We start from the raw sequence: 14,860 nt of genomic DNA on the forward strand, positions 1-14,860 counted from the left end.
ATACGTGCTACCGTGTGATTACTATGACAGTGCACTTCGGTCTAAGTATCGTCTTCCTGCGTTCATCCGGACGGAATAGAACTCAATAATAGGGGTCAGTCATCACCAGTATCGGTAGTAATTCACATCAAGCTATTTGACCGAAACTCTTTCAATATTATTGATCTCCCATAGGTAGGACCGGTAGACTTCCCAGCAATCATTCGTATCGATACTATTATTCAGTTCTATGTATTTTCTCTTCGCAATGACAATACCTCCTGATTCGATTACTATTGAATTTGTGGGGAATCCGGCGTCGGGCAAATCAACAATTGCCTGTGAACTTGAGTCAAAACTCGCCTCACAATCCCTCTCAGTTAGAAACCGAACTTACGCTGTAACTCATCGGACTGGGTCAGATATCAAACGGTATCTAATCATGGTTGTGTTCGCAGCGATGGCGCTCGTTCGTCACCCAATTCAGTCGGTACGAATCGTACGACTGCTCCTTCAAACCGGTCAGCAATCGTGGTTCGACTTTTGCAAGCTAACCCTTTACTGCCTGTATATCCACACAATATCCGAGAAATCTGCGTCGGCGTCCGGTATTGACATTCTTGACCAAGGACAGTTTCAAGCACTGTGGTCAGTACTACTCACTGGAACCAGTGATCAAGATCGTAACCATATCAGACAGATTCTGGCGCAATTTCCAACGTTTTCACACCGAATCATCGTGTTTGTTGACGCAAGCGGCGAGGAGTCGCTTTCACGCCTTCAACAGAGAGACTCAAACCGAAGCCGTATCGAGCGGATTGCGGAGAAACAAAACCAAGACGCCGCAGAGCTGTGTGACAGACTTTACAGTCAAGTGGTTGACCTTGCGAACGAACACTCCCAAAAACACCGCTCGGTGACCCAAGTAACCGTCAACAGCCACGAACTTGATGTTGATGCGTCTGTTGAGGCCATCCTCAAGGAGCTACCACCCATAAATATCAAAAATAATTAACGATACATTTTTGGATGTATGTTTGAAACTAACCAATATGAAATGATTGCTGCAACCGCATTGTTAATTGCAATCCCTGTGGAGATTGTTGCCCTATCCAGATTTAAGAAAAATTGTTAAAATGATGATCGAAACTCGTGACAAAGCTGTTGTTATAATCCTGTCATTACTTTTTTCAGGGATGGTCCTTGGTACACACTTTGTTGAAAGACTTTTTCCTGTACTCCCCATCTCACTCATCGCCTCGATGGGTGTCATTGTTCTATTCTATTTGAAAGGCGGGAAATTAATTGTACCAATTCTACTTGTTGGGTTTGTTACAGCACTTCACCTTTCTTGGACAACGCAGTTTGGAGCTTCTGTAATGCGCACCGATCCTGACCGAATTGCTCTGTGGACGCAGTCAGTTATAGAAAGTGGAAGCTCAGATACAATTAATAATTACTCGTCTTTCTATGGTTCAGCTCCTATTATGTTTCTTTTAGGAGCTATAGTGGCTATCGTGCTCGATATCTCTGCTCCTGTAGCGAACATACTCTGGCCAATAGCTACGGCCTTTGCACTTCCGACTACTACTTCAGCAATTGTTTGGCGGCTATGGGATGATACTGATGCCTCTCTCGTAGCTGGTGTCTTTGCTGCGACTTTTACACATACTCATATGTATTCGTTTGGCGCGTTGCCACAGACGATCTCGGTCTATTTTTGGGCCGGGTTCCTATTGGTTGGTCTCTTACTCACCACGATGGCAATCGGTCGTCATACGGGTCTTCTTCTCCTCGGCCTGTTTTTCATCAGTAGTGTTTTTTCACACAAGATATCGGTGTTTATAATGATGTCTGCATTCGCTGCTGTGGTTCTTGCTATTACTATCCTACGACTAATCGGCAAGAGAAATAGAGATGCTTTGCCACTAACCCGGAGTTTTACCATGATCTCGGCTATATCGGCTCTATTACTCGCAGTTCAGTGGGAACATATCACTGGCTATACCGAGCGAGCTATCGCCAGAATTCTGGCAATAGGAGGGTCTCCATCGGGACTAGACACGGCGGAACCAACGGCTGCTGTCGCTCTCAATGGTGATCCGTACTCACTAATAGCATATTCAATGCAGATTGTCGTCGGATTGGCTATTGCAGGGATTTGTTGGCTGTATCTCTCCCTTACCGAATATGATAGGAACGGGGTCGTATACATCCTTGTGATCTGTGCAGTAGTTGTAGCTATGGCTATCGGTGCGATATTCGCGCCGGTTGCAAACGGACGGATTCACTTTTTCGCTGAACCACTTCTTGCGGTTATAATTGCTGGCACACTCATTGTTAAAATTGGTCCTCGGAAGTCGTTCGTCGCTATCGCTATTCTTGCTTTTATTTCGGTTCAACTGTTTGCTGCTCCAGCAACTCCAGATTACCCTAATACGTCACAGAGCTACCTTGAGCAAACGGATGTTGAGGCAAAGAGCTGGGGAGAAACCCACGCAGACACAGTTCATACCGATCACCGGTACAAACAGAAGATCTTGATAGAAAATATCGAAGCTCTCGACAATCCAGATGTGTATCAATCATATAATGAGAGTATATTCGACGGTGAGATTCACGATGATCATAGCTGCGCAGCGTACCGTGATAACGCAGACGATATCCATGCCGGACCGGCCGGAACATACCAGCTGACGTGGGATCTTGAGACCGAACTGCAATCCGAGTTCAGCCAGATTTATTCAAACACTGATGTTCGGCAGTACTGTCGCTAGTAGTCAACTGAGCTGACTAAAGTGAGTGCCCACCTGTCAGGATTTGACAACTGTTCGCCGGTTATTGCCTGCCCATCACGTAGCTATTCGACGACTATACGTCGTCTCGAATAACACGAGACTGAACCCCTTTCGCGAAGAGATAATCAGGTCGGGCTGCGACACGCTCCCATTGTGGAGCGATTTTGACTTGCCATTATTGATTTGAGTGTTGAGAGAACGACAGTGACGAGTTGAGACAGTTCGAGACGTGAGCGGATTATGGTATCTGTTGGACCACCTGCTCACAGCCCTAGTCAGCGGGAGCTACGACGGGGGCTCAGAAGCATTGTGGAAGAACGAACGGACGGCGAACGCCTATCGGGGCGTTACTCTCCGTCTCCGCTAGACCGGTTGTTCATTCATTTGGAAAACCATAGCAAAGCGTGAAATCAACAGAACTATTTTCGTCTTTGCTGATACCGTAGCCAATGGCACTCGTAGAGGATATCAAGTCCGGGTTCAAAGCAGACCTAGTATCACAGGTCGCTAAGAGCCTCTCTGGCGGGATATTGGTTATTGTGCTTGCCCGACTTTTATCTCCTGAAGAGTATGGCTTGGTATATCTCTCCCTCTCTATATTCACATTTGTTACATTATTGGGTAAACTTGGACTAGGAAAATCTGCTGCGCGATATATTACAGAGTATGAAGAGAACGGTCCAGGTCAGATTCCACATATCATTGAAACTGCGGCGGTTTCTCTTTTTATTACACTTAGTATAGCTACAGTTGGACTGGTACTACTTAGTGGGCAAATAGCGGCGATTATGGGGGATCCAGAACTCCAAGCTTTGTTATTGGTCGGTGCGGTATTCGTCGCTACCAGTGGGTTTCTCGATTCTAGCCGGAAGATATGTCAAGGGTTTAAAAAGATTGAGTGGGCAGCCTACATCAAACTCGTTGATTCCATACTTCGTCCGATTCTCGCGATCGGACTCGTTCTTGCGGGGTTCGGTGCAGTTGGTGCCATAACTGGCTACGTAGTCGGTTCACTCAGTGCAGCGTTGTTCGGAATGGGCTTTAGTTATTATCTGTATTCGGGCAGCATCAGAGAAGAGATAGAACCCGACCTTCGGCGTCGCGTCGCTGAGTATGCCGCCCCGATCGCTCTGACCCACAACAGTGATACATTGTTGAAGCGTGTAGACATTATTCTTGTAGGGGCCTTTCTGACACCACTTGCGGTAAGCCATTACGTTGTCGCCAAGCAGCTCATGACCTTCTTGAAAACTCCTGCAAACTCACTCGGATTCGCTGTCACTCCTCGATATAGCGAGCAGATCCATCGCGGAAATCTCGATGTTGCATCACGTCTCTACAATAAGGCACTGACGAGTATACTCACGTTTTATTTGCCTGCTGCGGTTGGACTAATTCTTGTCGCCGAGCCGACGCTTGAACTGGTGTTTGGCCCTGAATATGCAGGTGGCGCAATCGTGTTACAAATTCTAACCCTCTACTTAGTTGTACAGACAATCTCATACGTTACAGGTGGTGGTCTTGATTACCTCGGCAAGGCGAAGTACCGTGCATATGCGAAAGGTAGCGCAGCAATTATAAATTTGATATTGAATATCATTCTAATTCCCTCGATCGGGATTGTTGGTGCGGCGGTCTCTACAGCGGGTAGCTATACAATATATGTAGCGCTGAACGTGTACCTTCTTCATCTCGAACTTGATTTAGATTGGTTAGAAATTGGATTTAATTTTGCCAAGATTAGTATTGTCACAGCCGTCATGGCAATCTCAATCTTTCCCTTCGTGGCTTCAATCAATAGCCTTGTTTCACTTTTGACAGTAGTTGGGTTCGGAGGGCTAGTTTGGTTAGTAGCCACGGTTTCTGTTGGGCTAATTGAAAGGCAGCAGTTGCGAGCAGCAATCCCCGTATAGTCGTCTGTACCTCAAAGCGAGAAGACTATCTCTCATCTCTCGAATTAAATCCTAGCTGGCCCAACAGATAGTTCACAGACTGCTAGTAGTACTTGCCGTGAGTGAATCAAAAACAGATCGCGACGTCACCAGATATCGATACAAAATAGACTTTCGCGGGTTGTAAATTTAGTTGACCTCGTCGGCCCACTTCGAATGCCGGACCAAAATCACGACAGGAATCTCCTCGAGATCGAGAATCTTTGCGAGCGAGAGGCGGTGCTTGCCGTCGACAAATAATGGTTCTCCACTGCGACCGATATCGATACAGATTTCATCCCTTACTCGCGATTTGAACTTAGCATACGGCCGACCTTCGGCGGTTTTTTGGAGGTGCTTTTGTGTCTGATACCCGTTTAGTATGATTGATTGATGAACCTCGTCAACGCTCTCGAAAAATTGGTCGACCTCTGCAACCGTCGTACATGAGTGATACGGGTCATCTTCGCTAACGTTCTGTTTGATCGTTTGCACTAGCTCGGTTTCAGACCACGGCGATCCGTTCTGATAATGCTCCTCAAAAGATTGGTGAAAGACAGAATCTTCGAACCGGTCGGCAAAGAGCAGATCATTAAGCCACTCACTCCGGTCAGATGGCGTCTTTTGATCCCAGTCGCCGGATCTAACAGATCCAACGGACTCCCACCGTGTGTTGTGCATGCCCTTGCGTCCACTCCAGTGTACGATGTTGTCAGGATCGATCCAATGTACTTGATACGGATCCGCCACAGCTCTAGAAGTGTACCTATCATACAAGACTGGTGCAATCGACCAGTAAAGTTTTGAGAGCATCAAGCCGGTTGGGTGCCATCGTCTTAGTGGATATGTTGATATCTGATATCCTCGTGAAACGATATTACTCCTCCAGAACGGTCCGATCATAATCGATATTAGTCATTCTAAAGGTAATTGTTTCGGAGTGTTGATTAAGGGAACCGACTGAGAATCGCCTTTGCCGCTCGCTTTGGGAGTGTACGCAGCGGTTTTCGGGACAACTGAAACGTCCATTCGATGTCTTTGGATGGAAAGCCAAACGCCTGTGTTGTTGTTTCTCCTCCAGTGCCAGATTTTGCGACTGCGCGTGCGTAGTTGTAGATCTCCATCTTTCCGTAAGGTAGCGATCTTCCATGGTGAATAACGTCACCATTGCTGATCCACTCGATCGTCTCGTAGTCGTCGGCGTTGACAGTGATGACCTGCTCATCGCGATCAACGTCCACGAAGTTGATTGTCGGCGCTATTGCGCCAACTGGATCGTGACGGGCCGCGTGGAACCAGCCGTTTTGGAGTGACCTATGGACCGCTTCGGCACTACAATCACTTAGCAAGAGTTGGACATGCGCCATGTCAAAGTCGTTGCCCTCTTCCCAGCAGTGTCCGTCATCAACGCCGAGAGCATAGATCGGACGATCGGGCATCAAATTTGATAGGAGAACGTCCCAGAGTTTCTCATCATTTCGATCGTATCTCGAGAGCCCTTGGTTCCAAATTTCGAGTCCGATAACGTGTGACCCAGCGTTGAAGTGATCGAGGTATGACTCCCACTCATTTGCGTTGTGGTAGCGCCCTGGATGGGCTAGCCACGCAATCGGATCGTACTCCTTCCACGTATCCACGAATCTGCCGTCCTCCCATTCCTGTAACTCCTCGAAAACCTCGAGTTCGGATGTTGCATTGCTTGCGTCGAGCGACGAGCCATAATCTGTGAATAGTGTGATTACGTGATGGATCCCGTTTCCTTCTGAGTCGTTCTGATTTTCGCGGCCGAGTACAGGAATGAGTCCCACTTCTTCAGGACTGACGTTTTCGTAGCTCTCCGAGTTCGGTCCATCCATCGACTCAAAATCGCCCCAGGGGTAGGTCGGTTCTGGGGGATCCTGGATGTCGGAGAAGGCACGATCAGTGATCGCGAGAACGGTAGTATCTGTCTGGCGCTTGTATTCCTCGATATGCTCTTGAGGAGGGATTGCACTCTCGAAACGCTCTCCGTGCTGGCGGTCAGAGTGTCCATGCAAGTTCGCCCGGTGAACACTGATGGAACTCCAATCAACCCCTTCGTAGGGGTTAGACAACAACTCGACCATTGTGGAATATCTTCAGAGTGAAGATCTATATACGTTAGGCTACTAGACGACAATTCAGCGTCCGAGAGATCGCGCTTCTCACGAACCCATGCAGAACCACAGCCACCGGATCAGTGCCGTGCCGACCGCACAACGCGACGGCGACGCCCGTCAGAGCGCTCACCGTCCGCTCGTTCCCTTGTCGCTCTCGCCGGGCAGGTCTCCGAGCGGTTGAGCCATCTTGTTCAACGCCCCATCACTTCTCAAACAGGTACAGAGAGACAGTTCGTAATAGACACTATTTTCTAATTAGGACAGTTACAAACATTATGAACCAGATCGAAATCATTGGTCCTCCGGGGTCTGGCAAATCTACTATCAAAAGGGGACTTGGTAACAAACCTGTTATCCACTCATCTGATCAAGTAATTAGAGAGAATATCGAGCGAGATCTGCTGGGAAATTATAAATTAGCCATAGATCATATTTCCACTCCACTATACGATTATGTACTCGACAAAATATGGAAATACAAATACAGAGACCATTATGTTAGGGAATTCAAAAGAGAGTACAGTGATCTATACAGACTGATAATAAAGGAAGGGAACGAGGACAAACGGGAGAATTATCCACGGATGTACCTCAACTCGGCATCTAAATATATGTTTGTGGGAGAAAAGTCGGGAGGGGACGACATTCACATATTTGATGAGGGATTGTATCAAATGGCTTCTGAAATGCTAAGACAGAGTGAGGAGAATGGTTACAGGTATCTCCAAGAGCTGCCCGTTCCCAATTATCTACTATTCGTTGATGCGACACCTGAGACGTGTTTACAAAGGCAAAAAGATAGAGAAAAAAAGGTCGCATCTAGTTTGAGAAACTGTGACTATGAGACTGCAATAAATAGGTTGGAACGGTACAGATCATACTATAGAACTATTTGTGAAAAGTCAAAACTGAATAGTGAAAATATAATCAAAATTGACTCTGAGTCCCTGACGCCGGAGCAATGCATCAGAGAATCCGTGGAAAACATTTCATTTCCCACATAGGAAAAATCAGTTATATCTCTTTACGTAGTAGGCGAAAATTCTCTTTCGATCGATCGATTATTTCTCCTCGCCCGCTAGGCTGTTTGAAATCCAATGTCCCCGAATCTTGCGATGGGTAGCAGTACTCGATCTCTGCTCTTTCAGCCAGTTCTTCGACCTTCGGTGCGTACGCGATAGCTACTGAGGGAATGTTGCAGATGATAGAAAACACCAAGGAGTGATAGCGTGTGCAAATCATCTTTTTTACCTCTGCCACGTCTTTCAGTGCTTTCGATGCAGAATACTCATATCTTTTCACATCAATGTCCAGGTGTTCTCTTGCAAATCTCTCGTCTTCTATAGTAAAAGGTATGAAAACCGGATCTGCAACTTGATCAATTGTCTCTTGACAAATTTTTATATATTCTTCATCTAATTCGCCTAGTGTTATACTCGAACTCTCATTTAGATTCAGTCTATCTTTATGATACTCAGCATACTTTTCTCTAAAAAATCCCGGCCTGAAATTGATGCCGGTTTTGTATTTGATTTCCGCATCTGGGCGTTGGAGAGTGAGTGCAGGACAGGCAGTTGTTATGACCTCTGAGTCCGTATACCGCTGAAGTACATCTGTAGACCGTTGGTCTCTTGTCGTTATTAAATTTGCTTTATCTAATGCTTCAGAGAGCAGCTGCTGAGATTTCTCATTCGAGATTGGATTCGCACCGACACCAAGAAAAACACTATTCTCATTTAAAAAGGACAGTCTCCTTTCAAGATCGGAGGGGGGACTGTCATGGATAACTCCGCCTCCGCCCAGAATGGTAGTCGACGCACTAGTTGAACACATCCTCTTCGTATACAGTCTACTTGTTATATCTTCATCATTTAACCAGGCCCTTATTGCCGTTCCGATCGCAAGATCGCCGATATTTCCGGTACTGTATGAACCTTGTACGCCTACTTCATGCGGAAGTTTGGCTGCCAGATAATACTTGGATTGCTTCGCAAACCTATTTGATAGATGAAGTGCTCGTCTCAGATTTTGACTTTTCATTCTAGGATATCGTAACAGAACGAGTTTATAATATTTTCGTTTGTATTTTCTACTAATATCTATATATTTATTCTACACTGATAACGTTCGTAACTCTTCTGGTCTATTCAGCTACACTATTACAGCTGCCCTCTAGCATCCAATTCTTCATATATTACTTGACTCAATCCGGTAGACGGAAACTTGGTTTATTTTAATAATCTCTGAAATAGCTTGTCGTATTGGTTAGCCGAATTATCTACGCTGAAGTCACTAGCTCTTTTACTGAGTGTATCTGATTTAGAGGGGGATTTCAGTACCTGCTCAATTGCTTTGGCCATTTTTTGTTCATCATCTACGGGTACCAACTGTCCATATTTTCCATCAGCTAGGATCTCTGACGGACCGCTCTCACAATTTGTTGAAACAATAGGGCAGCCACATGCCAAAGCTTCAACTAATACAATGCCAAATCCTTCATGTCTTGAAGAAAGAACAAACACGTCTGATTCATTTATATATGCATACGGGTTATCAACATATCCCAAAAAATCCACTGAATCAGACACATCTAGCTCGGAGACTAGCTTTTTCAAGTTATCAGTCTCTGGTCCCTCTCCAAACAGGAGTAGTTTGTTTTTCTTTAGATTCGTCTGACTAAACGATCTAATCAGGGTATCAAAGCCTTTTTGCGTCTCATGTCGACCACCTGATATTATTATTCTGGTACTCGGATTATCTATCCACGGATGACCACTTCGCTCCTCACTGAGCCTCCTAATCCCATCCACATCAATAGGATTATATATTTTTGATATACTTTCTTGTCTAGCTAATGTGTTATTTCTAACACTCTCTGAGACCCCATCTGAGACTGTAACAATATGATCTGCTAATGGATACAATATTTTTGATAACTGAAAACATGCATTGGTTTTGTAATTTGTGACTTTGCTTTTCATCATATTATGCTCACTCACTACATTTTTAGTATCGCCCACTGAAAGAATGTTTGTCATGATAGCTATGATATTTAGCGGTGTGAGCATTGAGTACAGAAGATCAGGTTCCTTAGAGACTAGATACTCTCTCAATTCTATGGGTATTTTATAATCAGAGTCCACATTCAAATTCACTATATTAACACCTCTTTTGATGTCTTCTAATAATTCACCAGATTTATTAATTAAGACTATATCGACTTTATACCCATATTCTAATAGCTTGTTAGATAGATTTACCGCCACCTGTTCTATTCCACCAACCCCTAGCCTCGGCAAAAATATCCCCACATGCACTTGAGAGCCCATATTCAGGCTATATCAATTGCTTATTAATTATCTCTTCGGTGCAACTTTCTGAGAGTGTTTATTAGAGTTGCTTATTTACCTGTGGAAGCAGTCCCGTCTGATACAATCTCAGGGTATTTTGGCAACTCGATAGCATTGGCTTTTGATAAAATCACTTCTACCTCTCTACGAAAACACATACGCTACTGAAACGCTCTTGCAGATTCACGTGAACAATCAACCCACTGCATATCTCTGTCATCGCCAGCGGATCCGTTGGAAGAACGATGCTGAGAGGAACACCGCCGAGGACGGAACAGTCCTCGGGGTTGACCCCGGCATCGAAAACCTTGCTGTCACCAGTACCGCCTACTTCTTCAGCGGCCGGGAGTTAACCCACAACCTCCGCGAGTTCGAAAAAGTACGCACCGGACTCCAGCAGACCGGGACGCAAAGCGGCCACCGAACGCTCGAACAGTCGAGTGGGCGCGAACTCTGTTGTGTTCGCGACGTACTGCATAGAGTCTCGAACGCGATTGTAGATGTAGCACTCCGACATGAGTGCGACATAATCGCGTTCGAGGACCTGACCGATATCCGCGATCGCACAGGCGCGTCGTGGGGTCACAAGTGGGCGTTCCGAACGCTGTACGAACAAGTGGAGTACGAGGCCGAAGCGGAGAGCATTTTGGTGAAGCAAGTCGGTTTAGCGTACACGTCGAAACGGTGCTCCGAATGTGGATTCACGGCAGACGAGAATCGCCCGGCACGTAACGACTTCCACTGTGTGAACTGCGAGTCGGAGGCGAACGCGGATTACAACACGGCGAAAAACATCGGGATTCGGTATGTCCGTCGGGGCCAACAGTCGTCTCGTCTGACGGGCAACAGTCAGCTTGCCCTACAGTCTGGAACAGTGACGCCAAGTGGCGGATTTACCGCCTACCCGGAAGGATTTGAAGCCGAGTTCATGGACAAGCCCCACTCTCCACGAGCGAACCCGTCAGGGTGAGCGAAGTAGGGTGGGATAGTTGACACGCAGACGACAACATTGGTCTCACCGCACTCGCGGCCGCTGTCGAAGCAATAGGGAAGCGCTCGCTGAGAAATCCGAACGGTAGCTCGTCGTCATCAAGAGTACGGCGATGGCAATGAATATCGCGGACGTCCTCGAGTCAGCCGTCCACCACGGCGCGAACGACAACGAGAACGTCGGGGTCGGGATGAACTCCGAGTTCCTCCGCGAGGGGAGTACCGTCTCTGGCTTCATGCACCCCGACACGGTTATCTACGGACCGCACTCGGAGTGAGCGGCTTGAGCAGTGTGTAGTCCTCGGGCGTCGGTCACGGGACCTCACCGTAGACCATCGACGTGTAGCGAGTTCGTGAACACCGACTTCCTCCACCGTCTCGAGGAAGGTGTAGGTCGTCTGCCTGTTCGCCTCGGATTGCTCGCGCGGTCGCTTGCTGTTGATCGCCTTCGAGACTGCCAGCCGGCAGACGAGGTCGAACTCGTCAGTGAGCCAGTGCTCGGTTCTGACCAAGAAATCATCAACGACGGTGACGTCAGCACCCGCTGCAGTCAGATAGTCCGTAAGGTGTGTTCCAATAAATTTCGTTCCACAAGTCACCAGTATGTGGGGTTTGAATGGGTGAAAACGAGTATCTGCTATGTCGAAATATTCGACTTTTGTAGGAACTTGAAAACGGGGAGTAACGGTATCGGCGGTACGATCGATGCTCTCTCTGGATTGGGTATTCAAATATCAAACGAATACGTGTGATCAATAGCTATTTGTGATTGGTTTAGAGAGTACTGCCTGTTGTGAGTGAGGTCGTGTCGCATTGAACGCGACTCCAGAGACACGGGAAGATCCCAGCGCCAGCAGGCGCACAAATGATTACAGAGATGGAAACTAGCATTGACAGTTCAATCGGTGATCGGAACGAATGAAGGCCGTCGTACTTGCGGGTGGGTACGCCACTCGACTGTGGCCGATCACCAAGCATCGGCCGAAGATGTTTCTCCCGATCGGCGAGTCGACCGTAATCGATCGGATCTTCGAGGAACTCGAAGCCGACGAACGGGTCGACGAGGTGTACGTCAGTACGAACGAGCGGTTCGCGTCCGACTTCGAGACACACCTCGAGAACGCCTCGTTCGAAAAACCACGGGTCTCGGTCGAAGAGACAACGGCCGAGGACGAAAAGTTCGGCGTCGTCGGCGCACTTGCGCAACTGATCGAGCGCGAGGGAATCGACGACGACCTCCTCGTCATCGCGGGCGACAACCTGATCAGCTTCGATCTCTCGGATTTCATAGATGCGTTTGAAACGAACGAGGCACCGACGCTCGCCGCGTACGACGTCGGTTCCCATGAGCGGGCAACGTCGTACGGCATCGTCGAACTCGAGGACGATCGCGTCGTCGACTTCCAGGAGAAACCCGACGAGCCCAAGAGCACGCTCGTCTCGATCGCCTGCTATGCGCTTCCGAGAGAGTCCGTCTCGCTGTTTCCGACGTACCTGGAGGACGGGAACAACCCGGACGAGCCGGGCTGGTTCATCCAGTGGCTCCAGAATCGGACCCCGACGCACGCCTACACGTTCGACGAAGCCTGGTTCGATATCGGCACGCCCGAGAGCTATCTTGATGCCGTTGCCTGGCATCTTGACGGTGATTCACGTATCGCTGACGACGCCACAGTCGAAGAGACGTCTATTGGCGAAAACGTTCACGTCATGCCTGGAGCGACACTTGTGGAATCCAATCTCGAGCGATCGGTCGTCTTTCCTGGGGTGACGCTCGAGCAAACCTCCCTTCGACGGTCCGTAGTCGACCGCGATGTTGACATTTCTCAACTTGATCTAACTGGTGCTTTGATTGGAGCATACACCACAATCTAAGAGTTGCACTCTTGTTTCCTGCCATGTTCTACAGAGCTATCTCGTACCGGAGAAAGAAGCGCTGTTGGTAGTCTTCATCTTTCGATCAATTCATATCCCGAATGATCTATCAATCAATAATATGTAATTGTGGTCCGCGTTTTTAGGCCAATAGCTGTTTGTGACTTCCGTGAAAAGTACCTTTCATAGAACTGTCAGCAATGGTGGTTATAGGGCTTCGGACCACGTCTACCGACTGGCGCTCGCCACCGAGACGGACGCCGTCCTTGTGATCGACGTTGACGTCCCTCGGGTCCGTGACGAGGGTATCTAAAATACGTTTGGGGTCGACACCGACTGCTGTATTGCGTCCCGGACACCGGATTCGGGCGGCGACGCTGCCATCCGTAGCATTCGTCCGAGGAACTCAGGGCGGGATTCAATCTGTTGGAGTCGGTATCGGATGTGTTCGACGCGCAGTCGTCGCGGCATCCACAGTGGTCATGGGACTCAGTTGTCTCACCAAGGAACCTCGACCCAGAGCCGCCCAATCGCGTATTTGTTACGACTGGCGCAGCACAGGCTCGTACCAGTCTATGAACTTTTAAAACCAAATAGCTCCCACTCATTATATTGGAACGCTTGTGTTCTCAAAGGAGGCACTTCAGCAGATCGTTGTCTTCTACCTCGGTCTGAGTGGGACTCCCAAATCAGATGGCGAGCGACTTTTACACTACTTTCGATCTACTGGCTTGATGGCCCTTCCCGATATTGCTCTCTTGAACCGTTTCGGTAGTATTCAGGAAGAGCATACTTCTTAAAATTTTCTCACTCAATTAGATATATGGACCTATCTCAAGGTAGAAAAAATAATATATTAAGGAATGGAAAACAGAACCATGGCTCCACCTGTGCTTGCAGTCGACGATGTCTCGGTTCGTCGCGGGGACCAACCGATCCTCGAGGAACTGTCTCTGTCGATCCCGGCCGGCTCGCGGACGCTCGTCCAGGGACCGAGCGGCACCGGGAAGTCGACGCTGTTCTCGGTACTCGGGCTGCTCGAGTCGCCCGACAGCGGGCGAGTGCTGGTCGACGGAACGGACGCCAGTGGGCTCTCGGAACGGCAGCGTGCCCGGCTCCGCCGGGAGACGATCGGAGTCGTCTTTCAGGACTTCCAGCTGGTGCCGGATCTGACCGCTCGTGAGAACGCCCTGTTGCCCCAGCACCACGGCGGCGACCGCGACGAGGCGTGGGTCGACGAACTGCTCGAGGCGCTCGCTATTGGCGACCGGGCGGACCGGTATCCGGTGACGCTCAGCAACGGCGAGAAACAGCGGGTCGCGATCGCCCGCGCGCTCGCGAACCGACCCGACGTCGTCTTAGCCGACGAGCCGACCGGACAGCTCGATCCCGAGACGACCGATCGTCTCACTAACGTACTGTTTGACGTTCAACACCGTACGGAGACAGCGCTCGTGACCATTAGTCACGATCGGTCGCTTGAGGGCCTGTTCGACCGGACGCTTACGCTTCGAGCCGGGAACATGGTCACTCCTCGGTAGCCACCTCCGTTTCTTGCGTATCACGTAGGTCCTTGACTGGCTTGGCTGACAGCTGGAGAAGGCCCGCATCGTTAGGCGTGCGAGACATCACTCGGTTTCTCAGTATCGTCGTAAGTAGGTGGATGGCTCTTGGGTGGCCTCAGTATCCACTTTCACTACGGTCGGCTCAGACTTTTGGGGTACCAGCCCGGAGCTATCAATCGAGTTCGGCCCTGTCACACGCTCCGAACTCGGTTTCTCCCACGAGTCGACACACTC

The 14,860-nt window shown here is 48.6% G+C and carries 11 protein-coding genes and 1 pseudogene; 8 read left to right on the top strand and 4 right to left on the bottom strand.

The window, feature by feature from the left end:
- The first annotated feature begins 247 nt into the window (after positions 1-247).
- The 3 genes from QA609_RS21075 (at position 248) to QA609_RS21085 (ending at position 4,690) form a co-directional block, all read left to right on the top strand.
- Positions 248-994, top strand: coding sequence for an AAA family ATPase (locus QA609_RS21075; protein WP_278304597.1), 747 nt, complete (start codon positions 248-250; stop codon positions 992-994).
- An 88-nt stretch (positions 995-1,082) separates the two neighbouring features.
- Positions 1,083-2,756, top strand: a complete 1,674-nt coding sequence (locus QA609_RS21080; protein ID WP_278304598.1) for a hypothetical protein — start codon at positions 1,083-1,085, stop codon at positions 2,754-2,756.
- 470 nt (positions 2,757-3,226) lie between these two features.
- The gene (locus QA609_RS21085) at positions 3,227-4,690 is read left to right on the top strand and encodes a flippase (protein WP_278304599.1); all 1,464 of its coding nucleotides are present in this window, start codon (positions 3,227-3,229) and stop codon (positions 4,688-4,690) included.
- 168 nt (positions 4,691-4,858) lie between these two features.
- On the opposite strand, the gene QA609_RS21090 is transcribed toward QA609_RS21085, so the two are convergent.
- The gene (locus tag QA609_RS21090) at positions 4,859-5,389 is read right to left on the bottom strand and encodes a hypothetical protein (RefSeq protein ID WP_278304600.1); all 531 of its coding nucleotides are present in this window, start codon (positions 5,387-5,389) and stop codon (positions 4,859-4,861) included.
- Positions 5,390-5,655: 266 nt separating this feature from the next.
- Positions 5,656-6,813, bottom strand: a complete 1,158-nt coding sequence (locus QA609_RS21095; RefSeq protein WP_278304601.1) for a hypothetical protein — start codon at positions 6,811-6,813, stop codon at positions 5,656-5,658.
- Between the two features lie 308 nt (positions 6,814-7,121).
- Here QA609_RS21095 and QA609_RS21100 point away from each other — a divergent pair, with 308 nt between their 5' ends.
- The gene (locus QA609_RS21100) at positions 7,122-7,850 is read left to right on the top strand and encodes an AAA family ATPase (RefSeq protein ID WP_278304602.1); all 729 of its coding nucleotides are present in this window, start codon (positions 7,122-7,124) and stop codon (positions 7,848-7,850) included.
- A gap of 10 nt (positions 7,851-7,860) precedes the next feature.
- Here the strand turns inward: QA609_RS21100 and QA609_RS21105 are convergent, their stop codons facing one another.
- Both QA609_RS21105 and QA609_RS21110 read right to left on the bottom strand, forming a co-directional pair.
- Positions 7,861-8,886, bottom strand: coding sequence for a polysaccharide pyruvyl transferase family protein (locus QA609_RS21105; protein ID WP_278304603.1), 1,026 nt, complete (start codon positions 8,884-8,886; stop codon positions 7,861-7,863).
- Positions 8,887-9,074: 188 nt separating this feature from the next.
- Positions 9,075-10,175, bottom strand: a complete 1,101-nt coding sequence (locus tag QA609_RS21110) for a glycosyltransferase (RefSeq protein ID WP_278304604.1) — start codon at positions 10,173-10,175, stop codon at positions 9,075-9,077.
- Positions 10,176-10,440: 265 nt separating this feature from the next.
- Here QA609_RS21110 and QA609_RS21115 point away from each other — a divergent pair.
- From QA609_RS21115 to QA609_RS21130, 4 genes and pseudogenes are all read left to right on the top strand, one after another.
- Positions 10,441-11,166 (top strand): annotated as a pseudogene (locus tag QA609_RS21115) (transposase); the annotation flags it as partial.
- A gap of 133 nt (positions 11,167-11,299) precedes the next feature.
- The gene (locus tag QA609_RS21120; RefSeq protein ID WP_278304606.1) at positions 11,300-11,464 is read left to right on the top strand and encodes a hypothetical protein; all 165 of its coding nucleotides are present in this window, start codon (positions 11,300-11,302) and stop codon (positions 11,462-11,464) included.
- Positions 11,465-12,104: 640 nt separating this feature from the next.
- The gene (locus QA609_RS21125) at positions 12,105-13,061 is read left to right on the top strand and encodes an NDP-sugar synthase (protein WP_278304607.1); all 957 of its coding nucleotides are present in this window, start codon (positions 12,105-12,107) and stop codon (positions 13,059-13,061) included.
- A gap of 878 nt (positions 13,062-13,939) precedes the next feature.
- Positions 13,940-14,602: an ABC transporter ATP-binding protein gene (locus QA609_RS21130; protein WP_278304608.1), complete on the top strand. Its 663-nt coding sequence runs from the start codon at positions 13,940-13,942 to the stop codon at positions 14,600-14,602.
- Positions 14,603-14,860 lie beyond the last annotated feature (258 nt).

The sequence above is a fragment of the Natronococcus sp. A-GB7 genome (assembly GCF_029688865.1).
Classification (GTDB): domain Archaea; phylum Halobacteriota; class Halobacteria; order Halobacteriales; family Natrialbaceae; genus Natronococcus.